This is a genomic window from Gordonia aichiensis NBRC 108223, assembly GCF_000332975.1.
GTDB classification, from domain to species: Bacteria; Actinomycetota; Actinomycetes; order Mycobacteriales; family Mycobacteriaceae; genus Gordonia; species Gordonia aichiensis.
In genome coordinates, this window is record NZ_BANR01000027.1 from 1 (window position 1) to 23,501 (window position 23,501).

The 23,501-nt window shown below is 64.0% G+C and carries 20 protein-coding genes and 1 tRNA gene; 14 read left to right on the forward strand and 7 right to left on the reverse strand.

The features are described 5' to 3' along the window. On the forward strand, nt 1–683 hold a 683-nt coding region (locus GOACH_RS19610), incomplete at its 5' end, for an HAD family hydrolase (RefSeq protein ID WP_306302298.1). Nucleotides 684–806: 123 nt separating this feature from the next. Here GOACH_RS19610 and GOACH_RS19615 read toward each other — a convergent pair. Then, nucleotides 807–883, reverse strand: a tRNA-Leu gene (locus tag GOACH_RS19615). A gap of 154 nt (nt 884–1,037) precedes the next feature. On the opposite strand from GOACH_RS19615, the gene GOACH_RS19620 reads away from it, so the two are divergent. The 8 genes from GOACH_RS19620 to polA all read left to right on the forward strand — a co-directional run bounded on the left by GOACH_RS19620 (nt 1,038) and on the right by polA (nt 10,638). Then, a complete protein-coding gene (locus GOACH_RS19620; protein WP_085950634.1) occupies nt 1,038–1,661 on the forward strand; it encodes an ANTAR domain-containing response regulator in 624 nt (207 codons plus the stop codon). A gap of 168 nt (nt 1,662–1,829) precedes the next feature. After that, complete coding sequence (locus GOACH_RS19625) at nt 1,830–3,056, forward strand: branched-chain amino acid ABC transporter substrate-binding protein (RefSeq protein WP_005178636.1); 1,227 nt, start codon at nt 1,830–1,832, stop codon at nt 3,054–3,056. 103 nt (nt 3,057–3,159) lie between these two features. Next, nucleotides 3,160–4,206 carry a branched-chain amino acid ABC transporter permease gene (locus GOACH_RS19630; protein ID WP_005178637.1) on the forward strand — a complete coding sequence of 349 codons (1,047 nt, stop codon included), beginning with the start codon at nt 3,160–3,162 and terminating at the stop codon, nt 4,204–4,206. Then, complete coding sequence (locus GOACH_RS19635; RefSeq protein ID WP_005178639.1) at nt 4,203–5,438, forward strand: branched-chain amino acid ABC transporter permease; 1,236 nt, start codon at nt 4,203–4,205, stop codon at nt 5,436–5,438. Before GOACH_RS19630 ends, GOACH_RS19635 begins: the two co-directional genes overlap by 4 nt. After that, the gene (locus tag GOACH_RS19640; RefSeq protein WP_005178644.1) at nt 5,435–6,448 is read left to right on the forward strand and encodes an ABC transporter ATP-binding protein; all 1,014 of its coding nucleotides are present in this window, start codon (nt 5,435–5,437) and stop codon (nt 6,446–6,448) included. The genes GOACH_RS19635 and GOACH_RS19640 overlap by 4 nt, the downstream gene beginning before the upstream one ends. Continuing rightward, the gene (locus tag GOACH_RS19645) at nt 6,432–7,217 is read left to right on the forward strand and encodes an ABC transporter ATP-binding protein (RefSeq protein WP_052004078.1); all 786 of its coding nucleotides are present in this window, start codon (nt 6,432–6,434) and stop codon (nt 7,215–7,217) included. Before GOACH_RS19640 ends, GOACH_RS19645 begins: the two co-directional genes overlap by 17 nt. A gap of 4 nt (nt 7,218–7,221) precedes the next feature. Beyond that, nucleotides 7,222–7,803: a GNAT family N-acetyltransferase gene (locus tag GOACH_RS19650; protein ID WP_005178647.1), complete on the forward strand. Its 582-nt coding sequence runs from the start codon at nt 7,222–7,224 to the stop codon at nt 7,801–7,803. 33 nt (nt 7,804–7,836) lie between these two features. After that, a complete protein-coding gene (polA, locus tag GOACH_RS19655) occupies nt 7,837–10,638 on the forward strand; it encodes a DNA polymerase I (RefSeq protein WP_005178648.1) in 2,802 nt (933 codons plus the stop codon). Nucleotides 10,639–10,690: 52 nt separating this feature from the next. Here the strand turns inward: polA and GOACH_RS19660 are convergent, their stop codons facing one another. From GOACH_RS19660 to GOACH_RS19670, 3 genes are read right to left on the reverse strand one after another with little or no spacing between them, the layout of a single operon-like run. After that, on the reverse strand, nt 10,691–11,311 hold the full coding sequence (locus tag GOACH_RS19660; protein ID WP_005178650.1) for a TetR/AcrR family transcriptional regulator: 621 nt from the start codon (nt 11,309–11,311) through the stop codon (nt 10,691–10,693). A gap of 44 nt (nt 11,312–11,355) precedes the next feature. Next, the gene (locus GOACH_RS19665) at nt 11,356–12,969 is read right to left on the reverse strand and encodes an amidohydrolase (RefSeq protein ID WP_005178652.1); all 1,614 of its coding nucleotides are present in this window, start codon (nt 12,967–12,969) and stop codon (nt 11,356–11,358) included. Between the two features lie 9 nt (nt 12,970–12,978). Beyond that, entirely contained in the window at nt 12,979–14,502 is a 1,524-nt protein-coding gene (locus tag GOACH_RS19670) for an APC family permease (protein WP_005178654.1), read from the reverse strand. A gap of 137 nt (nt 14,503–14,639) precedes the next feature. Between GOACH_RS19670 and GOACH_RS19675 the strand changes: the two genes are divergently transcribed. The 5 genes from GOACH_RS19675 (at nt 14,640) to GOACH_RS19695 (ending at nt 20,547) form a co-directional block, all read left to right on the forward strand. Then, a complete protein-coding gene (locus GOACH_RS19675; RefSeq protein ID WP_085950635.1) occupies nt 14,640–15,725 on the forward strand; it encodes an isocitrate/isopropylmalate dehydrogenase family protein in 1,086 nt (361 codons plus the stop codon). A 143-nt stretch (nt 15,726–15,868) separates the two neighbouring features. Further along, nucleotides 15,869–16,804: an ABC transporter substrate-binding protein gene (locus tag GOACH_RS19680; RefSeq protein WP_040519219.1), complete on the forward strand. Its 936-nt coding sequence runs from the start codon at nt 15,869–15,871 to the stop codon at nt 16,802–16,804. A gap of 3 nt (nt 16,805–16,807) precedes the next feature. Beyond that, nucleotides 16,808–17,770, forward strand: a complete 963-nt coding sequence (locus tag GOACH_RS19685; protein ID WP_005178657.1) for an amino acid ABC transporter permease — start codon at nt 16,808–16,810, stop codon at nt 17,768–17,770. Then, nucleotides 17,767–18,555: an amino acid ABC transporter ATP-binding protein gene (locus GOACH_RS19690; RefSeq protein ID WP_005178659.1), complete on the forward strand. Its 789-nt coding sequence runs from the start codon at nt 17,767–17,769 to the stop codon at nt 18,553–18,555. Before GOACH_RS19685 ends, GOACH_RS19690 begins: the two co-directional genes overlap by 4 nt. 330 nt (nt 18,556–18,885) lie before the next feature. Further along, a complete protein-coding gene (locus GOACH_RS19695) occupies nt 18,886–20,547 on the forward strand; it encodes a PQQ-binding-like beta-propeller repeat protein (protein WP_157227868.1) in 1,662 nt (553 codons plus the stop codon). On the opposite strand, the gene GOACH_RS19700 is transcribed toward GOACH_RS19695, so the two are convergent. From GOACH_RS19700 to GOACH_RS19710, 3 genes are read right to left on the reverse strand one after another with little or no spacing between them, the layout of a single operon-like run. Beyond that, nucleotides 20,538–21,422 (reverse strand): class I SAM-dependent methyltransferase, encoded by an 885-nt coding sequence (locus GOACH_RS19700; protein WP_005178665.1) that lies wholly within the window; start codon nt 21,420–21,422, stop codon nt 20,538–20,540. The two genes, GOACH_RS19695 and GOACH_RS19700, sit on opposite strands and share 10 nt — an antisense overlap. A gap of 36 nt (nt 21,423–21,458) precedes the next feature. Beyond that, complete coding sequence (locus tag GOACH_RS19705; RefSeq protein ID WP_005178668.1) at nt 21,459–22,823, reverse strand: MFS transporter; 1,365 nt, start codon at nt 22,821–22,823, stop codon at nt 21,459–21,461. A gap of 10 nt (nt 22,824–22,833) precedes the next feature. Continuing rightward, on the reverse strand, nt 22,834–23,436 hold the full coding sequence (locus GOACH_RS19710; protein ID WP_005178671.1) for a 2'-5' RNA ligase family protein: 603 nt from the start codon (nt 23,434–23,436) through the stop codon (nt 22,834–22,836). Nucleotides 23,437–23,501: the final 65 nt, after the last annotated feature.

Genomic DNA, 23,501 nt, shown 5'->3' on the forward strand with positions numbered 1-23,501 from the left:
ATCCTGACCCTGGCAGCGAGGACTTCGGCTTGACGTGCCGACGGGTGGATGAGCGACTGCCCGCTGGCTTGCGTGCCGTTGTGTTCGACGTCGGTGAGACGTTGGTCGACGAATCGCGCATGTGGGCCGAGCGCGCACTCGACGCGGGGACTACGCCGTTCACGCTGATGGGCATGCTCGGTGCATTGATCGAACGCGACGAGGACCATCGCCAGATCTGGCAGCAGCTCGGGATGGCTGTTCCGCCTTCGACGCCCCCCATTACCTCCGTCGACCTCTATCCCGACGCCGTCGGCTGTCTGCGGGCGGCGCGGGCTGCTGGGTTCGTCGTTGGTATCGCGGGCAATCAGCCGGCCGGGGCGGTCGCTGGTCTGCGCTCACTCGGCGTCGATGCCGACTTCGTGGCGTCGTCTGCCGGGTGGCAGGTGGCGAAGCCCTCGCCGGAGTTCTTCGAGCGGGTCGTGCAGGCGTCGGGTGCTGCGCCGGCTGAGGTGTTGTACGTCGGTGATCGACTCGACAATGACATCGTGCCTGCAGATGCCGCGGGTCTGCGTACGGCGTTCCTGCGGCGCGGCCCGTGGGGCCACATTCACGGGAACAGGCCGCAGGTGAGCGTCGCCGATGTGCGGCTGTACTCGCTCGACGAACTGGCCGAGATGCTGACGCGGTACGCACGAGACTGATCAGACGAGGTTGGGTTGTTCAGATCTCTGGCGGTGGTCGGCACAGTGAGAGTGCCCACTCCGTTCACGACCGCCTGACGGCATGCCGGGAAAGCAGAAAACCCCTGCTGAACAGGGGTTTCGTGGTGCCCTCGGTGAGACTCGAACTCACACTGGACGGGTTTTGAATCCGTTGCCTCTGCCAATTGGGCTACGAGGGCGTGCGCCGCGGGTAGCAGCTGCAACAGACAACTGTAGATGATCGGCCGGATGCCGCGTCAACCGGTACTCTTCGGAGCATTGTTGCTGGTCGCACGTGAGGCGGATGCGATCGGTCGTGACCATTGTGGTCAGCTCGACGTGGAGGAGGGATTGGTGACAGTGGTGGAGAACGTTCTGGCCCAGGCCGAGGACAAGCAGGTTGCGCACAAGGTGCTCGTCGCCGAGGACGATTCGCTGATCCGGATGGACCTCATCGAGATGCTGCGCGAGGAGGGCTACGACGTCGTCGGAGAAGCACCCAACGGTCAGGCTGCCGTTGACCTCACTGAGAAACTCTCGCCCGATCTGGTGATCATGGACATCAAGATGCCGGTGCGCGACGGGATCGACGCAGCCACCGAGATCGCCGAGAAGCGACTCGCGCCCGTGGTGATGTTGACCGCGTTCAGTCAGCGTGACTTTATCGAAAAGGCGCGCGACGCGGGAGCGATGGCATATCTGGTCAAACCGTTCTCCAAAGCAGATCTCGTTCCGGCCATCGAAGTGGCGGTCAGTCGTTATCACGAACTGAAGATGCTTGAAAAAGAAGTTGCGACAATGCAGGACCGGTTGGAAACGCGCAAACTGGTCGAACGCGCCAAGGGATTGCTCATGGAGAAGCAGTCGTTGTCAGAACCAGAGGCGTTCAAGTGGATTCAGCGCGCAGCGATGGATCGTCGCACCACGATGAAGGCCGTCGCACAGGTGGTCGTCGAGACGCTGGGTCCCACCGACTGACCTCGTGAGTCGGCTGCGTTAAATCTGTGAAAATCAGTCGACGTCGACTAGCAGATTTCTCTTTCATTGCCCCGCGCGATCTCGTATCTCGGTCTATGTTTTCTCAAGGTCTCCTCAGTAGACCTCCCGGCCACAGGGGGTCGGGTGGCTGGACGAGAGGTAGTGAAGATGCATCGTCGCGTGACGACCGCAGCGCTCGGGGTGACCCTGGCAGCTGTGCTCGCCGTTTCGGCATGTAGCAGTAAGTCGACTGATTCGGATTCGTCATCGAGTGGGTCGGCTTCGGCGGGGTCGGGGCTGACTATTTCGCCTCTCGCCCAGATCAATACGGAGGGCAAGGAACAACCCAAGGCATCTGAAGCAGACGCACTCAACCCGGCGTCGCCCGGGGACAAGAAGTGCGACCCTGCCACGATCGCCATGGCGGGAGCATTGACCGGCGCGGATGCTGCGCTCGGTATCAACATCGTCGACGGCGCTCAGCTTGCCGTCGATCAGCACAACAAAGCCAACCCGGACTGCAAGATCACACTCAAGCGCTTCGACACCGAGGGCGATCCTCAGAAGGCCACCCAGGTGGCGCCCACCATCACCAATGATGATTCGATCATCGGACTGATCGGGCCTGCGTTCTCCGGTGAGACCAAGGCAACCGGCGGAATCTTCAACCAGGCAGGTCTGGTGTCGGTGACCGCGTCGGCGACCAATCCGACGTTGACCGACAACGGGTGGAAGACGTTCTTCCGCGGTCTGGCCAACGACGACATCCAGGGGCCCGCAGTGGCCAAGTACCTGACCGGAACGATGGGCAAGAAGAAGATCTGCGTCATCAAGGATGACACCGATTACGGTGCGGGCCTCGCGAAGGCTGTCACCGGCGCGTTGGGCTCCGCAGCAGACGCAGACTGCTCGGGCGACGTCAAGAAGGGCGAGCGCGACTTCTCGGCCATCATCTCCAAGGTCACTGCGGCACAACCGGATGCGGTATTCTACGCGGGTTACTACGCAGAGGCCGCGCCTCTCGCGCAGCAGTTGAAGTCTGCCGACTCCAACGTTCTGTTCGTCTCGGGAGACGGTGCGAACGATCCCCAGTTCACCGCGCAGGCAGGCGATTCCGCCAAGGGTGCCGTCCTGTCGTGCCCGTGTGGCCCGGCGCCCGACAAGTTCGCTGCCGACTACAAGGCCGCGTTCAACCAGGCGCCCGGCGTGTACTCGGTCGAGGCATACGACATCGCGGCAATCATGATGAAGGGCATCGAAGAGGGCAACAACACGCGACCGAAGCTCCTCGAATACATCAGCAAGTACAACGGACCGGGCTTGGCGCGAAAGTACTCGTGGACCCCGAAGGGTGAACTCTCCACGTCGCTCATCTGGGTGTACGAAGTCAAGTAATCACCAGCACCACTGCAATTCACGAGAACAAGAGAGCGCCCGGCCGTCACCACGGCGGCCGGGCGCGCTCGTGCTGCGACTTTCCGAAGTCTGAGGGGGATGAATGACCACCACGTACCTGGTGGCGCAGACGTCGACCGCAGTGGCGTCGACGATCGGATTCGACGTCCACTCGCTGGTCAACGGTTTCTGGGGCCTGACGATCGAAGGGCTGACCTACGGCTCGGTGTACGCACTTGTCGCCGTCGGCTACACCCTCGTCTACGGCGTGCTGCGCCTGATCAACTTCGCGCATTCCGAAGTGTTCATGCTCGGTATGTTCGGCACCTACATCGGCTTGCTGCTTCTAGGCTTCAGTCCCTCGGGTAACACGTACGCCGAGGGCACGGTCATGACGATCGTCTACCTCGTGCTCGCCGGACTCTGCGGAATGATCGTGGCGGGCGGTGCCGCCGTCGGTCTCGAGTTCGTCGCCTATCGTCCGCTTAGACGCCGCGGCGCCAAGCCCCTCGCATTCCTCATCACCGCCATCGGAATGTCCTTCGTGCTACAGGAATTCGTGCACTACGTGTTGCCGAAGTTTCCCGTCGATCCTCCGCTGGGCGGTTCGACCGCCCAGCCCACCATTCGTCTGGTCGAGCCGGTCGAGGAGTTCAAGATCTTCGGCGCCCCGGTCTTCAACATGACGATGGTGATCATCGGCTCGGCACTCATCCTGGCGCTCGGCGTCGACTTCATGATCAACAAGACGCGTCTGGGACGCGGCATCCGGTCGGTGGCACAGGATTCCGACGCCGCGTTGCTGATGGGCGTGTCACGCGAGCGGATAATCCTGGTGACGTTCCTCATCGGCGGACTTCTCGCCGGTGCGGCAGCTCTGCTCTACACGCTGCGCGTACCGACCAACATCGTCTACAACGGCGGATTCATTCTCGGGATCAAAGCATTCTGCGCTGCCGTCCTCGGCGGTATCGGCAACGTGCGCGGCGCACTGCTCGGCGGCTTGTTGCTCGGTGTCATGGAGAACTACGGCTCGGTGTTGTTCGGTAACCAGTGGAAGGATGTGGTCGCGTTCGTGCTCCTGATCCTCGTCCTCATGTTCCGTCCCACCGGAATTCTCGGTGAGAAGCTGGGGAAGGCGAGGGTATGACGACATCCGATGACGCCCAGTCGGCGAAGAACAACCACTCGGGACAGCCCGCCATGCCTCCGCGTGGGCTCGGCGACCGGATCAGAACCTGGTGGGACAGTCTCCCGCGCGTCCAGCAGTGGTTACTCGGCGTCCCACTGATCATCCTGTTGGCGTTGCTGCCCGTCATCAAACCACCTCTGATCACTACCACGGCGACCAACTTCGGCGTCGTCATGGCGACCTTCGCGATGACAGCGCTGATCGCGATCGGACTCAACGTGGTGGTTGGACAAACCGGTCTACTCGACCTCGGCTACGTGGGCTTCTATGCCGTCGGTGCGTACGTCGTCGCCTTGTTGACCAGTCCGGCCAGCCCACTGTGGGGCAGTGAGGACCACGGATTCTTCTCCGGACCGTGGGCATGGCTGGCATGCGTGCCGCTCGCGATCATCATCACGGGCATCACCGGCATGGTCCTCGGTACCCCGACTCTTCGTGTCCGCGGCGACTACCTCGCCATCGTGACGCTCGGATTCGGTGAGATCGTGCGTCTCCTCGCCGACAACCTGACCGACATCACCAACGGCGCCTCAGGATTGCAGGGTGTTCTGTTTCCCGAACTCGGTCGGTCGGACAAGCACCCCGACGGCGTGTTCTCGGTGGGCAACAACAGCCCGACCGCCAACTACGGCGTGTGGTGGTACTGGCTGGGCATCGTCGCCGTGATCCTCGTGCTGATCATCATCGGCAATCTCGAGCGCAGTAGGGTGGGCCGGTCGTGGGTGGCCATCCGAGAGGACGAGGACGCCGCCGAGATCATGGGTGTGCCGACCTTCAAGTACAAGCTGTGGGCCTTCGTGATCGGCGCGGGCATCGGCGGCCTGTCAGGCGCGATCTACGCGGGCCAGGTGCAGTACGTCGACCCGAAGGCATTCACCGTCATCAACTCGATGCTCTTCCTATGCGCCGTCGTTCTGGGCGGTCAGGGCAACAAGCTCGGCGTGATCGCCGGCGCGTTCATCATCGTCTACCTGCCGGCACGCGTGCAGGGCATCGAGGTCGGCGGTCAGTCGCTCAGCGAATTCAAGTATCTGTTCTTCGGCATCGCCCTCGTGGTGTTGATGATCTTCCGCCCGCAGGGATTGTTCCCGGCTCGAGCACGATTACTGACCTTCGGGCGCAAGGTGTACGCCGCTGTGCGACGCAACCCCGACCCGCTACCGTCGGGAAGTGAGGAGGCGCACGCATGACGCACCGGACACCAGACGACCCTGCTGGCAACACAGATCCGAGGACCGACTCCCACGAGGTCGATGCAGGCAGACTCGACTCCGGCCCGGACAACGCGGAGCAGATCGAGGAGGTGCTCGCCGATCCCGAGTCGACGGCCGTCGTCGATCCGGCGGCAGTGGACGCACAACTCGCCGATCCGGAAGCCGTAGCCGAAGCCGTTGCGCCGCAACGTGACATCGCAACCGCCGAGGGAGAGCCGCTGCTCAAGGTCGAGGGGCTGACGGTCGAGTTCGGTGGACTCGCCGCTCTCGACGACGTCACCTTCGACATCAAGCGCGGCGAGATCCTCGGGCTGATCGGGCCCAACGGAGCAGGCAAGACCACGTGCTTCAACGCGATCACCGGTGTGTACCGGCCTACGCGTGGAACGGTGACCTTCGACGGCGCGCCGCTCGGCAAGATGTCGCAGCACAAGATCACCCGCAAGGGCATCGCCCGCACGTTTCAGAACGTGCGCCTCTGGGGTGAGATGACAGCACTGGAGAACGTCTCGGTCGGCACCGACGCACGACACAAGACCTCGGTGTTCGGTGCGATCATGCGCACGCCGCGGCTCTACCGCGAGGAACGTGACGCGGTCGACCGGGGCATGGCACTGCTTGAGTTCGTCGGCATCGGTGCCCGCGCCGCGGAGAAGGCGTCGAATCTTCCCTATGGGGATCAACGTCGACTCGAGATCGCCCGAGCACTGGCGACCGAGCCCAAACTGCTGTGCCTCGACGAACCGGCCGCGGGCTTCAACCCGAGCGAGAAGTCGGCGTTGATGGAGCTGATCCAGAAAATACGTGAGGACGGCTACACGGTGCTGCTGATCGAACACGACATGCGTCTGGTGATGGGTGTCACCGACCGCATCGTCGTCCTCGAGTTCGGCCGCAAGATCGCCGACGGTACCCCGCGCGAGGTGCGCGAGAATCCCGCCGTCATCGCCGCATACCTTGGAGTCCCTGATGACCAGATCGCCTGATACGGACAAGCTTTCGGGCGAGACGAGTTCACCGGGGACGTCGAGCAAAGCTCCTGTCCTGGAGATGACCGACGTGGTGATCCACTACGGTCGCATCCAGGCACTTCACGGCATCTCGCTGCGTGTGGACGAGGGGGAGTTGGTGACCCTTCTGGGCGCCAACGGCGCAGGCAAATCGACTACCATGCGCGGAATCTCGGGCCTGCTCAAACTCAGTCAGGGCGACATCTGCTTCCACGGGGAATCGATCACGAAACTGGCGCCGCACGAACGCGTCTCGCGTGGCATCATCCAGGTCCCGGAGGGCAGGCACATCTTTCCCGGGATGACGGTGCTCGAGAATCTCGACATGGGTTGCTACGGAAGAAAATTCGAATCCAAGGCGGCTTACGGTGAAGCCCTCGATCAGGTTTTCGAGCTGTTCCCGCGACTGAAGGAACGCCGCAAACAGTACGGCGGCACCATGTCCGGCGGTGAGCAGCAGATGCTCGCGATAGGGCGTGGATTGATGGCACGGCCCAAACTGCTACTGCTCGACGAGCCGTCCATGGGACTCGCGCCCATGGTGATCCAGCAGATCTTCTCGATCATCGCGCAGATCAACGCGGAGGGCACAACCATCCTGCTCGTGGAGCAGAACGCACAGCAGGCACTGAGCCGGTCAGATCGTGGATACATCCTGGAGACCGGGTCGATTCTCAAAGAGGGGCCGGGCAAGGATCTACTCGTCGACGATGCCGTGAGGGAGGCCTATCTCGGCGTAGCCTGACGCCGTGACCGACTACCGAATCGACACCTCCGGCTCGGACAAGAGACTCGTCAGCGAGATTCTCGGCGAGGCCTTCATCGACGACCCGGTGATGCGCTGGCTGCAGCCCGACACCTCGAAGTATGCGGCTCTGTACCGAGCGCTGCTGACGGCCGGCCACGGATCACGAGGCCGGATGGACGTGTGCTTCGACGGCGACCGTGCAGTGGGTGCCGCTGTGTGGGATCCGCCAGGGTTCCGACTCTCGGGCGGTCGGCAACTTCTTGCCGTGCCGCGATTCATCGCCGCGCTTGGGGGCCGTTATCGCCGCGGTCAACTGATCGAGGAGATGTTCGCCGAGTACCGCCCCAAGGAGCCTCACTGGTATCTCGCCTTCGTCGGTGCGACGCTCCACGGACGCGGCGTCGGCAGCACGCTGGTGCGCACGGGGCTGGAGTCAGTTACCGGGCCGGCGTATCTGGAGAGTTCCAACGAAGCCAACATCCCCCTCTACGAACGCTTCGGTTTCGTCGTGACCGCAGAGGTGAGATTGCCCGACGGAGGGCCCTCGGTGTGGCCGATGTACCGCGCTGCCGCCGGGGGCTGAGATCTGTCGCAGGGCGTCACTAGACTCGTCAGGGTGAGTCCCGCGCAGAGTGCACCCGTGAAGAGTTCCACCGAGACCGCGTCGTCTTCTTCGACGTCGTCGCGGTCGAGTGGCAAGGGCGGCAAGAACAAGCGTCAGCCGACGTTGATGCTGCTCGACGGACATTCGCTGGCTTACCGTGCTTTTTTCGCGCTGCCCGCCGAGAACTTCAAAACGGCGACCGGGCAGACCACCAACGCCGTGTACGGATTCACGTCCATGCTGATCAACCTGCTCCGCGACGAGGAGCCGACGCACGTCGCGGCGGCATTCGACGTGTCGCGCAAGACGTTCCGCTCGGAGATGTTCCCCGAATACAAGGCGCAACGGTCGAAGTCGCCGGACGAGTTCAACGGCCAGGTCGACCTGACCAAGGAGGTGCTCGACGCGCTCGGAATCCCCGTCATGGCGATCGAGGGCTATGAGGCCGACGACATCATCGCGACGCTCGCGACACAGGCCGAGGCGGAGGGCTACAAAGTGCTTGTCGTCACCGGCGACCGCGACTCCCTTCAACTCGTCGACGACTCGGTGACCGTCCTCTACCCGCGTAAGGGCGTGTCGGAGCTGACCCGCTTCACTCCGGAAGAGGTCGAGAAGAAGTACGGTTTGACCCCCACCCAGTACCCCGACTATGCGGCGCTGCGCGGCGACCCCAGCGACAACCTTCCCGGCATTCCGGGCGTGGGGGAGAAGACGGCGTCGAAGTGGATTCGTGAGTACGGCTCCCTGGCCGCGCTCATCGATCACGTCGACGAGGTCAAGGGGAAGGTCGGCGACGCATTGCGCGCCCACCTGGCGTCGGTACAGACCAATCGGCAGCTCACCGAACTCGTGCGCGACATGCAGTTGCCGGCCGCTCCCGACGATCTCGCCATGGTCGGCTGGGATCGTGACCGGATCCATCAGCTCTTCGACGACCTCGAGTTCCGGGTGCTCCGTGATCGTTTGTTCTCGACGCTCAGTTCGGTGGAACCGGAGGCCGAATCAGGGTTCGAACTCGATGGATCGATTCTCGGGGAGGGCCAGGTGCGTGACTGGCTCGACGCGCACGCCCGCACCGGCCGCAGCGGACTCAGCGTGACCGGACCTCACCAGGTCGTCGGTGCCGACGCAACCGGGGTGGCGATCGCTGCCGCCGATGGCACGTCGGGCTACGTCGACGTGACCGCATTGGGGCCCGACGACGAGAAAGCGCTCGGCGAGTGGTTTGCCGACCCGGCCATCGACAAGGCGCTACACGAAACGAAGTGGGCCATCCACGCGCTCCGGTCGCGCGGGTGGACGCTCGCCGGGGTCTCCAGCGACACCGCGCTGGCCGCCTACCTCGTGCGGCCAGGTCAGCGAACCTTCAACCTCGACGACCTCGCCCTGCGCTACCTGCGACGAGAACTGCGTGCCGACGACGGTGCTGACTCCGGTCAGCTCTCGCTCCTCGACGACGATGGGGGTGCGGGCAAGATCGCCGAGCAGGCGATGCTCGAGGCCCGCGCAGTCGCTGAACTGGCCGACACACTCGACACCGAGCTCGATCGCATCGACTCCAAGCCGCTGCTCACCGACATGGAGCTGCCGCTGCTGTTCGTGCTGGCCGATCTCGAGGCCGCGGGCATCGCGGTCGACGTCGACCACTTCGGGCAGCTCGAGGAGACGTTCTCCGAGCGCATTCGTACCGCCGCAGAGTCCGCATACGAGGTGATCGGTGAGCAGATCAACCTCGGCTCGCCCAAGCAACTGCAGACGGTGTTGTTCGACAAGCTCGACATGCCCAAGACGAAGAAGACCAAGACCGGTTACACCACCGACGCCGACGCACTGCAGACGCTCTACGAGAAGACCGAGCACCCCTTCCTCGCCTACCTCCTCGAGCACCGTGATGCGACCCGGCTGAAGGTCACCGTCGACGGACTGTTGAAGTCGGTCGCCGACGACGGCCGCATCCACACGACCTTCAACCAGACAGTTGCCGCGACGGGCCGACTGTCATCCACGGAACCCAATCTGCAGAACATCCCGGTCCGGACAGAAGCGGGCCGCGAGATCCGCCACGGCTTTGTCGTCGGGTACGACAACGGTCCCGGCGGATCGGGCAAGCCGTATGAAACCCTCATGACGGCTGACTACAGCCAGATCGAGATGCGCATCATGGCCCATCTGTCCGGTGATGCAGGCCTCATCGAGGCGTTCAACACCGGAGAGGACCTGCACAACTTCGTGGGTTCGCGCGCCTTCGGTGTACCGATCGACGAGGTGACCACCGAGATGCGTCATCGAGTGAAGGCGATGTCGTACGGTCTCGCGTACGGACTGTCGGCGTTCGGTCTCGCAGCGCAGCTGCGGATCAGTCGCGATGAGGCCAAGGAACAGATGGAGGCCTACTTCGACCGGTTCGGTGGCGTGCGTGACTATCTGCACGACGTGGTGCTCGAAGCGCGTCGAAATGAGTACACCGCAACGCTTTTCGGTCGACGACGCTATCTCCCCGACCTTAACAGCGACAACTGGCAGCGTCGGCAGGCTGCCGAGCGGATGGCACTCAACGCCCCCATTCAGGGCACGGCTGCCGACATCATCAAGGTTGCGATGATCAATGTCCACAAACGACTCGTCGCCGAGAACCTTGCTTCCCGCATGCTGCTGCAGGTGCACGACGAACTGGTCGTCGAAGTGGCAGAGGGAGAGCGGGACGTCGCAGAGAAGGTCGTCCGTGAGGAAATGGGTAACGCAATCGATCTGTCTGTGCCGCTGGAGGTGTCGGTGGGGTTCGGGCGGTCGTGGGACGACGCGGCGCACTGACCCGATCCGTCTGTGATACGTCGGGAGCGCTTCACGCTGTACACCGAAGCACTCAGCTACGTACCCGTGCGAGCTCACTTTCGAGGCTGGTGACCGCCCACTCGACGGCCAACTCGAATGCCTGGTCTGCGCGAACCCGACCTACGGGGGCGGCGGACAAAGCGCGCGCGAGCGCGCTGTCGGGAGGTAGCTCATCGGCCGACCACACTTCGTCCGGCGCGCCGAGGTCGAGCGCAGACCCCAGCGCGACCGTGTCGAGAAACGTGATGACGTGCAGCACCCGATCGATCGGGAACCCGGCGTCGACCAGCTTCTGCGCCAACTGGTCGTAGCCGTACAACACCTCGGGGGCGCGGATCGTCTGGGCGGTCAGCGCGCGCACCAATTCTGGGTGCGCCCCGAAACCGTTGCGGTAACCAATCAACCATTCGCGCACCACCTCGCGCCAGTCAGTGGGCCACTCGATGTTCGCCGAAAGCTCCTCTGCGATCACACCACGGATCAGCTCGAGTAGCTGCTCCCGACCAGAGACGTGGTGATAGAGCGACGACACCGCGACATCGAGTCGTTTCGCCACGCCCGGCATCGTGAACGATCCGTTGGCGTCGAGGGCGTCGAGAGCTGCTCGCGCAATCGTCGTCGGATCGAGGATCGGAGTGTGCGGGCGTGGCATGCCGCAAGCCTAACGAGTCGCCATCGCAGGAGTGTGCAGGCTCCTTACGCGTCGACCCGATCGCCGCGATGCACGATGTCGCCGCCGACTGTTGTCAGCACTATCGGCGCCTCGATGAGTTCGTCAGGTGGGCAGCGCAGCGGGTCGACGGCGAAAGCCGTGAGATCAGCGCGCTTCCCGACGGCAATGGTTCCCGCGTCTGCAGACCCTTGGGCTCGAGCGGCGTGGCTGGTATAGCCCTCGAGCGCCATGCGTGCGGTCAGCGCTTGCCCCGCGAGGACGGGTACATCGTCGGGTCGGCCCGCGCGCCGACGCAGTTGAGCGTCGGCCATGATCGACCGGGCGTCGAAGGGTGCGATCGGCCAATCCGACCCCAGTGCAAGGGTTGCGCCTGCGTCACGGATGTCGCGCGTACGGAATGCGCGGTCGGCGCGTTCGGTACCGAGCCGCTCCGACCAGTTGTCGGTGTGGTCGGCGCGTGTGTAGTGCGTGCAGTGCGTCGGCTGCATACTCGCGACCACGCCTTGGCGAGCGAACCTGTCGACGAGATCGTCGGGGAGTGTCTCGATGTGTTCGATGCGGTGCCGCGCGCCCGACGGCAGGTCGGGAAGTTCGGCGAGACTGTCGAGCGCGTAACGGATTCCGGCATCGCCAATTGCGTGGGTGACCGTGGGCACGCCGCGACGGGCCAGATACCGGACAGCGTGTCGATACTCCTCGGGATCGGGCCACAGCGGCGCGGCGGACTCGCCATGGGAGTCAGGGAACTCCAGCCACGCGGTACCACCGTCGATGGTGCCGTCGACCATGAACTTCACACCGTCGACACGCCAGCGTCTGCCGCCCCGACGTTGCATGTCGACGATGTGATCGAGTTGTTCGGTATCGGTACCGGGCATACAGAACGGTGCGAAACGCAGTCGCATGGGCAGGTCGATGTCATCTTCGAGGGCACTGATGAGCTCGCCGCTGTCGCCCTCGAAATCCATGGCATTGGCTGACGTCAGACCCGCCGCAGCCATCGAGGTGAGCAGATCTGCCAGTCGCCGCCGACGCTGACCGGGCGACTCGGGTGGTACCACCGCCGAGACGATGGTGACGGCTTCGAGCTCCAGTAGATGTCCCGTGGGAAGGCCGTCGCGGCAGACGATCTCAGCGTTTCCCGAGAACATGCGTGGACCGTCGACCCCGGCACGACGCAGTGCTGCGGGTGTCGCCAATGCCGAATGACCGTCGAAGAGATAGATCAGGGCCGGCAGGTCAGGGCCCAACGCGGTCACCAGAATGTCGTTGGTGATCGGCAGCCCTCCAAAGGAATTCGGATCCAGGCCCCAGCCCCGCACCCAGCCGTCGATCACCGGGGCACTCCGCAGCGTGGTGACGAGCTGGTCGAGATCGTCGACCACGGACAGGTCGACGCCTGCCGAGATGTCGAGCCCCATGACTGGGTGGATGTGCCCGTCGATGAGTCCCGGGGTCAATGTTGCGCTTCCGAGGTCGACGACACGCGTCGACGCTCCGAGGTACGGCGAGATGGAATCTGCATCGCCCAACGCGCAAATCCGTCCGTCGGAGATGGCGACTGCGGTATTGCCCTGCTCGCCGCTCATCGTGTGGATCGTGTCGGCGAGGATCACGGTATCGGCTCGATAGGTCATGTTCTTCTCTCAGCGTTCGATGGTTGCGTGTGGGTCGTCGTAGAGCCCGCCGATGTGGGCATAGATGTGGGGCGAACGGAAGCGGAAGTACAGTGCCGCAGTAACTCCCAGGACGAACACCACGGCGACGCTGCCGACGAGGGCAGCATTGGCCGCGGCTCCCATGCTTGTCAGCAGCCCGATGTTTCCGACGAGGAGGCCGAGCGCGAGTCCTAGAAGGACCGTGCTCAACACGCCCGCTACCACGCCGACACGTTCGGTGCGGACGAACTTCTTGCGTACGAAGTAGGCAACCACCGCCAGGGACGTGATCACCTGAAGTGCAATGATTCCCACGATTCCGGGTGTGTTGAGAACGAGCAGCAGCTGGTAGTACGGGTCCGCTCCCGCCAGCCCGAACGCGACGACGACCACGGCCGCGATCGCCGTCTGGAGGTTTCCCGCGCGAGATGGTGACTTGTAGACGGGATGGGTGCGGTCGAGAACGCGGGGGAGTGCTCCGTCGCGGGCGAGGGCGTAGGTGTAGCGGTTGATGGCGTTGTGGAACGCGAGCTGGGAGGCAAGTGCGCTGGTGACGATGAGTAGCGACATCACGTCCGTGGCCCACGTTCCCACGTAGGTCGTCATCGCCGAGAAGAAGAGGTCGGCGACGTTCTCACCCGCTGCCTGTTGCACCTGCGCAGCGCCGAAAGCCTGCACGATCGCCCAGACGATGAAGCAGTAGAACACGGCCATGAAGCCAACAGCCCAGTACGTGGCGCGTGGGATCGAGCGGTCCGGGTCGCGAGCCTCCGAGCGGTAGAGGGCGGTGGATTCGAAACCCATGAAGGCCGCGAACGCGAACGCAAGGACCCCTGCCATTCCCGGCGCGAACACCGCGTGTGGCGTGAAGGTCGAGAACTCGATGCCGTGTGCACCGCCCTGTACCAGGATTGCGACTGCGAGAACTGCGAGGATTCCGGTCTCGAGCGCCAAGAGCACGCCGAGGAACTTTGCGCCAACGTCGATCCCACGCCGCCCGACGAACCACACGATCGCTATTGCCACCAGTGCGAGCACCGGCCACGGGATGTCGACGCCGAACAGGCGCGAGATCGCATCCTGTGTCTGGACCGCGAGTAGCCCGTACACACCGATCTGCAGCGCGTTGTACGAGACGATGGCGAGAAAACCGGAGGCCAGGCCGGCTACCCGGCCGAGGCCGAGTGTGATGTACGAGTAGAACGCGCCCTTGCCTCCGGTGGCGCGGGTCATGGCCATGAATGCCACCGCGAACACGGCGAACGCGACGCCCGCGGCGAGGTAGGCGACCGGAGCACCCACTCCGCCGATGGCCAGTGCCAACGGTGCGACACCGGCCATCACCGTCAGTGGGGCTGCCGCCGCGATCACCATGAATGCGATCGACGGGGCACCGAGCGCGTCCTGTTTGAGGTCGATGCCCGAAGGGGGTGCGGAGTCGACGCCCACGGGAAGCGGGGATTCGGAGCTGCCCTGCGCGGCGGCGAGTCGAGAGGGGTCTGCAGTGCTCATGCTGGGCCTTTCGGGAGCGTCGTCAGAGAAAACGGTGTTGGCCTGCGACGTTGAAAGCCAAACCGAATCAAATTCGGTTTGTAGTCATGCTGGGGTCACTCCATGCGGTTGTCAAGCGGTCTGGCAATATTCATTCGATGAGTCATGTGCGTCGTCTGTCGGTCGGAGTTCTCGACGGCGACGGGATCGGGCCGGAGATCGTTCCGGTTGCCGTCGACGTGGCGAGCGCTGCGGCAGCGAGTGAAGGAATCGAATTCGATTGGGAGCGTGCACCTCTCGGCAGCCAAGCGATCGCGGAGTGTGGGACGCCGATGCCTGAGTCGACGTTGGCGGCACTCGACTCACTCGACGTGTGGATACTCGGACCGCACGATTCGGCGAGCTACCCCGAGCAATTTAGAACCGCCCTCACGCCAGGTGCCGTGATCCGCAAGAGGTTCGGTCTCTATGCGAACATCCGGCCGTGCCGCGCCTATCGGGGTGTGGCGGCCACCGCCCCCGACATCGACGTGGTGATCGCCCGTGAGAACTCCGAGGGGCTCTACGCCGACCGCAACATGGAGGTGGGCAGCGGTGAGTTCATGCCCACACCCGACGTCGCGCTGGCCGTCGGGGTCATCACCCGCGACGCGAGCCGACGGATCGCTCGAGAGGCGTTCCGTCTCGCGCAACAGCGCACGCGACACGTCACGATCGTGCACAAGGCAAATGTGCTCCGCTTGAGCACCGGACTCTTCCGCGATGCGTGCCGAGAGGTCGCTGCGGAGTATCCCGACGTCGTCGTCGACGAACAGCATGTCGACGCCATGGCAGCACTGTTGGTGCGTAGGCCGGCGGACTTCGACGTCCTCGTCACCGAGAATCTGTTCGGCGACATCTTGTCCGATCTCGCGGCAGAGCTCGCGGGTTCGCTGGGAACGGCCGGGTCGATCAACTGCTCGGACACCAAGGCCATGGCGCAGGCCAGTCACGGCGCCGCCCCAGACATCGCCGGCCGCGGAATCGCCGATCCCGTCGGCATTCTCGCGTCGACGGCGATGATGTTGCGGTGGTGGGGAGAACATCGCGACGATGATGCGCTGACTCGGTGCGCATCGAGAATCGACAACGCTGTCGAGGCGACGCTCGCTGCGGGCATTCGCACCGCCGACCTCGGCGGCACCGCGAGCACCCGCGAGTTCGGCGACGCGGTCGCGACTGCGACAGCGCGCACTCCCGACTGAGCACCGGCCGACGTCGAACTAGGGTTAATCCTTCGTAACTATCCTGTGGAATCCGGTTGAAGCCAGTAAGTTACACGGGGTGTCGACGTGTGTCGGCGTGTTGTCTCGAGGCGCTCATAGAAGCGCCGGGGGAAGGAATCTCGATGCGAATTCAGCGATCGACTCGTACTCGATCATGGCGGTTCGGCGGTGTGTTCGCCGCACTGGTGGCCATCATGGCGATGGTGCTCGCCGGGTGTACGAACAACGAATCCGACGAAGGCGGAAATGGAGGCGCCGCGAGTTCCTCGAAGGCGGTGGAGGCGACCAAGGTCGACTCGATCGCCGCGCTCGTACCTGAGCCCATCCGTAACTCGGGAACGCTGGTCGTGGGCGTGAACGTGCCGTACTCGCCCAACGAGTTCAAGGACCCCTCCGGCAACATCGTCGGCTACGACGTCGACCTGATGAAAGCCGTGGCCGGAGTACTCGGCCTCAAGGCCGATCTGAAGGAAGCCGACTTCGACAAGATCATTCCGGCCATTCAGCAGGGCACCTACAACGTCGGGATGTCGTCGTTCACCGACAGTAAGGAGCGCGAGAAGCAGGTCGATTTCGTCACCTACTACAACGCGGGTGTGCAGTGGGCCCAGCAGAAGGGTGGCAACATCGACCCGAACAACGCGTGCGGTAAGCGGGTCGCGGTGCAGTCGACCACGGTCGAGGACACCGACGAGGTGCCCGCGAAGAGCAAGGCGTGCACGGATGCGGGCAAGCCCGCGATCGAGAAGGTCAAGTTCGACAGCCAGGACGAGGCAACCAATGCCCTGGTGTTGGGCAAGGTCGACGCGATGTCCGCGGACTCGCCGGTCACCGCGTACGCGATCAAGCGCTCCGACGGCAAGCTAGAAGCAGCCGGTGGCGTCTTCGACTCGCAGCCCTACGGGTACCCGGTGCAGAAGGGATCGTCGTTGACGCAGGCTCTTCAGCAGGCGGTGCAGCATCTGATCGACAACGGGCAGTACAAGCAGATCGCCGAGAACTGGGGCGTCGAGGCGGGCGCCATTCAGAAGTCGGTCATCAACGGCGCGGTCAGCTGACCTGTGACGACGCCGTCTGACGGCACGGTCGGGGCCGACTCTGCGAAAGTGGAGCCGACCCCGATCAAAGCCGTACCCCTCAAACACCCAGGCCAATGGATCGCGGCCGCAATCGTCCTGATCCTGGTCGCACTGTTCATCTACGGTGCGGCCACCAACGACGCCTATGCGTGGGACACCTACGCCAAGTACCTGTTCGACACCCGGATCATGTCGGGCGTCGGCTACACGCTGGCATTGACGGTGCTGTCGATGGTGATCGCCATCATCCTGGGCGTGCTGCTCGCCATCATGCGTCTGTCACCGAATCCGGTACTGCGAGCGACGTCGTGGGTGTATCTGTGGATCTTCCGCGGCACCCCGGTGTACGTGCAGTTGGTGTTCTGGGGTTTGTTCCCGTCGATCTACAAGCGTATCGATCTCGGTATCCCGTTCACGGTGCAGTTCGCGCACTTCGACATCCAATCGCTGAACGCGGCATTTCTTTTCGCGGTGATCGGATTGGCGCTCAACGAATCCGCATACATGGCCGAGATCGTGCGTGCAGGAGTCTCCTCGGTGGGTGAGGGACAGACCGAGGCGTCGGTGGCACTGGGCATGACGTGGTCGCAGACCATGCGCAGAACCGTGCTGCCCCAGGCGATGCGGGTCATCATCCCGCCGACCGGCAACGAAGTCATCAGCATGCTGAAGACCACCAGCCTCGTCGCGGCCGTGCCGTTCAGTCTCGAACTGTACGGACGTGCCCGCGACATCTCAGGCGTGATCTTCCAGCCGATCCCGCTGCTCATGGTCGCCTCGACCTGGTACCTCGTGGTCACCAGCATCCTGATGGTCGGCCAGTACTACCTCGAGCGGTATTACGCCAAGGGTGCGACACGGGCGATGACGAACAAGCAGCGGAAGGCTCAGGCGACATTGACGGAGTCGAAAGGTGCCCCGCATGGCGGGGGTGGACAACTATGACGGAAGCAGCCGACGCTACCGCTGACCGGCCGATGGTGCTCGCCGACCGCGTCTGTAAGAGCTTCGGTACCACCCAGGTCCTCAAGGGGATCTCGCTCGAGGTGCACCGCGGTGAAGTGCTCTGCATCATCGGTCCGTCGGGTTCGGGAAAGTCGACGTTCCTGCGCTGTGTCAATCACCTCGAGGAGGTCAACGCCGGTCGACTCTACGTCGACGGTGATCTCATCGGATACCGCGAGCGCGGCGGAAAGCTCTACGAGATGAGCCCGAAGGACGCGGCGAAACAACGTCGCGACATCGGCATGGTCTTCCAGCACTTCAACCTGTTTCCGCACAGGACGGTGCTCGAGAACGTGATCGAGGCACCGACGCAAGTGAAGCGGGAGAGCAAAGCCGACGCCGCGAAGCGTGCGGAGTACCTGCTCGACCGAGTGGGGTTGGCCGACAAGGCGTCGTCGTATCCGGCGCAGTTGTCGGGCGGGCAGCAGCAGCGCGTCGCCATAGCCCGGGCGCTGGCCATGGAACCGAAGCTGATGCTCTTCGACGAACCGACATCGGCACTCGACCCGGAACTCGTCGGTGACGTGCTCGGCGTGATGCGCGAGCTCGCCTCGACCGGCATGACCATGCTGGTGGTCACGCACGAGATGGGTTTCGCCCGCGAGGTCGCTGATCAGTTGGTGTTCATGGACGGTGGGGTCGTCGTCGAACAGGGCGATCCGCGTGAGGTCCTCGCCAACCCACAGCATGAGCGGACGAAGACCTTCTTGTCGAAGCTGCTGTAGCGCAACGCTGCTGGTCGTTCGTCGCGTGAACGACGTCGGTATAGTCGACCCGGCTTGATGTCCGAGACGGTGGCGGAGTGGCGGGTGGCAGTGTGAGGGTAGTGGGTGCTCGACGGTATTGGTTGTCCGCATCGGTGGGCGCGGTGCTCGCAGCGGTCGTGCTCGCCGTGCTCGCCGCGATATGGTTCGCCGGCTCGGGAGTCGAGCTCGACGGTGCGGTGCGGTATGTGACCCGCGGGGTATACCAGCTCCCGGCGATCACGATTGTCTTCGGATTCGCGTGCGGTACCCCTCTCCTATCGCACCGCAAGGCAACTCGGCCTCTCGCGCATGCGGAAAGTCGGTGCCGTGCTGCTGTGCGTGCTCGCGGTGGGGTGGCTGGTGTTCGCCGTTGTGGCTGGTACGTCGACGGTGGAGAACGTGTTTTATCGTCTCGTCGGCGTCTCCGGGCATCGGATCACGGTCGTGATCGCGACTGTGATGGTGTGCGCGACAACGCTACTGGTGATTGCCCAGTGGGCGCCGTCGCGACGTTCGGGCGACACGGTCCGCCACGATGCCATCGCCGTCGGGGTCGTCTTCGTCGTCGTGATCGCAGTGGCTTGTGGAAGTGCGATCGGCGCTGTCTTCCGTGTACCGCAGTCGACATCGGCCTCAGCGTCACGTGAGTCGTCGGTTGCGCCGATTCCCGCGACAGTGGGGATGCGGGCAGGGGTACCACAGCGATTCGATGGCGATGTCGAGATCGTTTCCGCAGCAGCGGGTTACGTCGTATGGGACGCGGGGGTGGTGCAGGCGTACGGCCCCGACTCCTACGATTCCTCACACAAGGCGCCGCGGTGGACCTTCGACGTCGCGAGCGAGTTCGGCACGTGCGGGCAGGGAGCCATGTTCTCGACCGGGGTGTCGGCTGAGGCAGTGGTGCTCGTCAGTTGCCTCGTCGACGGATCGTCGGCCAGTTCATCGACGGTAGGGGAGAACGGAGCATTCATGCCGGGTGCGCAGCAAGCACCCGGTACCTACGTGCTCGTCGCGCTCGATGCGCAGACCGGTCAACGACTGTGGACACGCCTCGGACAACACTTGGTGGTCGGGCAGCAACAGATAGTCGGACACGCTGTGCCCATCGTGTCGCCGGGCCGACTCACCGCGCTCGAGCCACGATCGGGAACCCCCGAGTGGTCGATCAAGAGCGATCTCTGCTTCCTCGAAAGCGATTCACGAGCAGCGCAGTTCGTCACCACCGCGCACCATCTCGCCTACACGTGTGGGGACCGGCTCGTTGTCCTCGACGCCGACACCGGGAGAGACGGCACGCACAGTCTCCCCGGGGCTGATCGTGTGGCCGAAGGCCTGGGACAGACCGGTATCGTCGGTATCGCAGGTGATCGGGTCGCAGTATTCTCCATGTCCGCCCACCTCGGCAACGACTCCTATGTGTCGGTCGTCGATCTTCCAAGCGGTACAACGGTGCTCGGTCCGCGCGCCGACGACAGCTCCCGCTCCCTCGTGGGTCAGATCGACCAACCGGGCCCGGCTGTCGGGGTACTCCCACCTACGAACGATGTCGCGTTTGGCGGCGAGCAGATGCACTATTCCTGGAACGTGATCGATGTTGCGTCGCTGCGGGAAATCACCATCACACGCATGGGCCCGGTCGGATGGTTTGTCGCGGATCCCGGTTATCAGCGTTGGTTCGTCGCGAAAGACGGTCTGCTGACCGCTGCCTTCGGTGCGGTCGGTAAGACTTTCAGTAACCGCGACGCGGCCGAGCCGGAAGTGGCCTTAGGCGGGGCACCGAGTGTTCTGACACGGATCGGCTGGGACGGAAGAGTGCGGCAGAACCCGAGCGTCGCCTGCTCGTCGGCCTCCGAAGCAGGCCACTCCGAGGCCAGCGGGTTGATCCCGCTCTCCGGTGCATTCCTTCACGTCTGTCGGGGCGATTCGGGGAAGGGAGAAGTCTCGACGACGACTGTGCGCGCCTATCGGTGATTCGGAGCAGTCGTACGCGGTTTGACACAGCAGAACACGGCCGTTCCGGGGAAGTATTGCCCACGAAGCGGGCTCCACTGCCCCCATTCCTCGTCGAGGTCGTCGGGCCACTCCGGCTCGACGATGTCGTCGAGAATCAGCCCCGCGGCACGGATCTCGCGCACACGATCGCCGATGGTCCGGTGATGCTCGACGTAGGTCACAGTTCCGTCGGCGTCGACTTCCGAGTAGGGCGTTCGACTGAAGTACGGCATGGTCACGGTCAACCCGGCAGGTCCGGGGTCGTCGGGAAACATCCAGCGCATGGGGTGATTGACCGAGAAGACCCACCGCCCGCCGGGTTTGATGACGCGCGCCGCCTCGGCCATCACCCCGGCAGGGTCGGCGACGAACGGGACCGCGCCGAACGACGAGAACGCGATGTCGAAGCTCTCGTCGGCAAAGGGGAGCGATTCGGCTGTCGCCTGTATGAGCGGAACACGTGGTTCGTCGAATCGCGCCATGGTCGCGAGGCCGTGGGCGAGCATCCGGTGCGACAGATCGAGTCCGACAGGGCGAGCCCCGTGCGTGGCAAGCCAACGTGAACACGGTGCTGAGCCGCAACCGATTTCGAGGATGTCGCGGTCGACGATGTCGCCGAGAAGGTGAACGTCGGCTTCGCGCAACCGTTCCGGGCCCCAGACGAACTCGCCGCCAGGGGAGTCGGAACCGAGGAAGCCGCCGTGCTCGCGGTGATACTCGTCGGCCTCGGAGTCCCACCAGGACCGGCTCGCGGCATCACTTGTCCGCGAGTCGATGTCGCCGAGCACGCGAGGCGCGCGTGGGGTCTCGTCGCCGAGCACGCGAGGCGCGCGTGGGATCTGGTCGTCGGTCACGTCGACGAGTGTAGGACCCGCGCATATGCAGTGTGTCTAGCCCAGTGCGTCGGCGGATCGGCCGGTCGTGCGATGTCCGAGAACTCCGACGTTGATGATCAGAAGCAGCATTGCGAAGGCGACGACGCCGAACACGGCGCCGGAGCCGCTCGCATCGAGGAGAGGCAGCAGGATGAAGGGCAGTAGCCCTGTGGTGATCTTCGACAGTGAATATGCGGCACCGGCACCGGTTGCTCGGATGGCCGTCGGATACGAGTCCGCGAGATAGACGTGATAGGCGTTCGAGAACAGATTGCTGATCATCGTGTAGCCGACGCCCGAGATCACGATGGCGACCGGACTGGTGGCGAATCCGAACCACAGGCCAAGGATCGCCATCGCCGCGGCCGATCCCATCACCAGATACTTTCGCTCCACGCGTTCCACTATCGGGATCGCGAGGAGCGATCCCAGCGGGTAGCCGATGTACGACGCGGTGACGTAGCCGAGTGAGGTGAGCACGTCGAATCCCTTGGCCACCAATATCAGCGGCGCGAGCGTCCCGAATCCGTAGTAGCCGAACACCTCGAGGATCGACAGCAACCAGAGCATGACGGTGCGCCTACGAAGCCGGTGGCCGAACAGGGACGAGAACGGCATCTGGTGTGCCTTCTGCACCTCCAACGTCGTGTCCGGTTCGGCGAGTCGATGCCCGGCCGCACGCGCTTCGTTCTCGAGTGCGGTGCACACGGCGTCGGCCTCCTCATGACGGCCATGGGTTTCCAGCCAGCGCGGTGATTCGGGGAGTCGGCGACGCACGATCCAGACGGCGAAGGCGCCGAGTCCGCCGAGGAAGAACAGCCAGCGCCACCCCTCGAAGCCGAGTGGATGCAGCGGAACCAACCAGCGCGCGAGGAGCCCGACAACCGGTACGCCGATGAATGCGACTGTGTATGACCACGAGATGAACCGTCCGCGAACAGCTTTCGGCAGGAGATCGGCGAGATAGGAGTCGGCGAGGGCGAACTCCGCGCCGATGCCGACACCTGCCAGAAAGCGCATGACGATCAGGAAGGCGGCATTGGGACTGAACGCGGCGATGAGCGAGAACACCGAGTAGATCCCCAGATTGATCATGAACGCGGGCCGCCTACCGATGCGGTCGGACAGTCGTCCCATCACCAGCGCTCCGACGAACTGCCCGAAGAACGCCGACCCGAGTATGAGGTTCAGTTCGGTGCGCGAGAGGTCGAGTTCGGTTGTGAGGACCGAGGAGATTGTTGCGGCGAGGAAGTTCTCGTAGAGGTCGAAGAACAGTGCGAGGCCGACCACAGCGGTGGCGATCCGGTGGGTGCGGACCACTGGTAGCCGATCGAGACGTGCGGCTATCGACGGAGTGGCATCGGTGAGGTGCGTCGACATCCCACGAATATTAGGCTCTCGAACTTCCCTCGTGCGAGGTGACGATGGTGGTGGTGCGCAGGTCGCTGTCCCAGCGTCGGATCGCGGTGATGGTCGCGGGGAGTCCCTCGGTCGGCCGAGAGAGTGTGTTCACGACGTCGCCGAGCTGCTCGGAGTGCACGCGCCGCGCCATGGTCACGTGCGGCGTCCACGAACCGGGCAGCGAGTGCTCGAACACGCCGGGCTCGTCGCTGCCGACCGATGAGTGACCGACAGCAGATGAGTGACCGACAACCGATGAGTGACCGACAAGGGCGTCGACCACCGCGGCATGGGCGGCCAGCAGGTGCGTGGTCGGTATCACGAGCAGTGCGACGACGAGTCTGTCGCCGTGGCCGAACACGATCGGCGATCCGACCGTGACCCGGATGGGGAGTCGTACGTCGACATGGCGGATGGCCGTGTCCGCGGCAGATGTGATGCGCTGTGCCGCGGCGATCGTGACATGCGGCCTGTTCGTGGCCGAGGAGTTTGTTCCCGCGCTCGGCAGATTCGAGGCCAGGAGTGCGTCCCAGAGTGAGCGCAGACGGCGCTCGGACTCGTCGTCGAAGAGGAATTCCACCGAGTGCGCCACTGTTGCTCCTGTTCGCGTAACGCTCTACCTGCGGACGCCCTGGTTCGTGGTGCCCGGACCGTGCC

Coding starts and splice junctions, on each gene's coding strand:
- GOACH_RS19625 (WP_005178636.1), top strand. CDS start 1,830: ATGCATCGTCGCGTGACGACCGCAGCGCTCGGGGTGACCCTGGCAGCT.
- GOACH_RS19630 (WP_005178637.1), top strand. CDS start 3,160: ATGACCACCACGTACCTGGTGGCGCAGACGTCGACCGCAGTGGCGTCG.
- GOACH_RS19635 (WP_005178639.1), top strand. CDS start 4,203: ATGACGACATCCGATGACGCCCAGTCGGCGAAGAACAACCACTCGGGA.
- GOACH_RS19640 (WP_005178644.1), top strand. CDS start 5,435: ATGACGCACCGGACACCAGACGACCCTGCTGGCAACACAGATCCGAGG.
- GOACH_RS19645 (WP_052004078.1), top strand. CDS start 6,432: ATGACCAGATCGCCTGATACGGACAAGCTTTCGGGCGAGACGAGTTCA.
- GOACH_RS19660 (WP_005178650.1), bottom strand. CDS start 11,311: ATGCCACGCCCGCACACTCCGATCCTCGATCCGACGACGATTGCGCGA.
- GOACH_RS19665 (WP_005178652.1), bottom strand. CDS start 12,969: ATGACCTATCGAGCCGATACCGTGATCCTCGCCGACACGATCCACACG.
- GOACH_RS19670 (WP_005178654.1), bottom strand. CDS start 14,502: ATGAGCACTGCAGACCCCTCTCGACTCGCCGCCGCGCAGGGCAGCTCC.
- GOACH_RS19675 (WP_085950635.1), top strand. CDS start 14,640: ATGAGTCATGTGCGTCGTCTGTCGGTCGGAGTTCTCGACGGCGACGGG.
- GOACH_RS19680 (WP_040519219.1), top strand. CDS start 15,869: ATGCGAATTCAGCGATCGACTCGTACTCGATCATGGCGGTTCGGCGGT.
- GOACH_RS19690 (WP_005178659.1), top strand. CDS start 17,767: ATGACGGAAGCAGCCGACGCTACCGCTGACCGGCCGATGGTGCTCGCC.
- GOACH_RS19695 (WP_157227868.1), top strand. CDS start 18,886: ATGCGGAAAGTCGGTGCCGTGCTGCTGTGCGTGCTCGCGGTGGGGTGG.
- GOACH_RS19705 (WP_005178668.1), bottom strand. CDS start 22,823: ATGTCGACGCACCTCACCGATGCCACTCCGTCGATAGCCGCACGTCTC.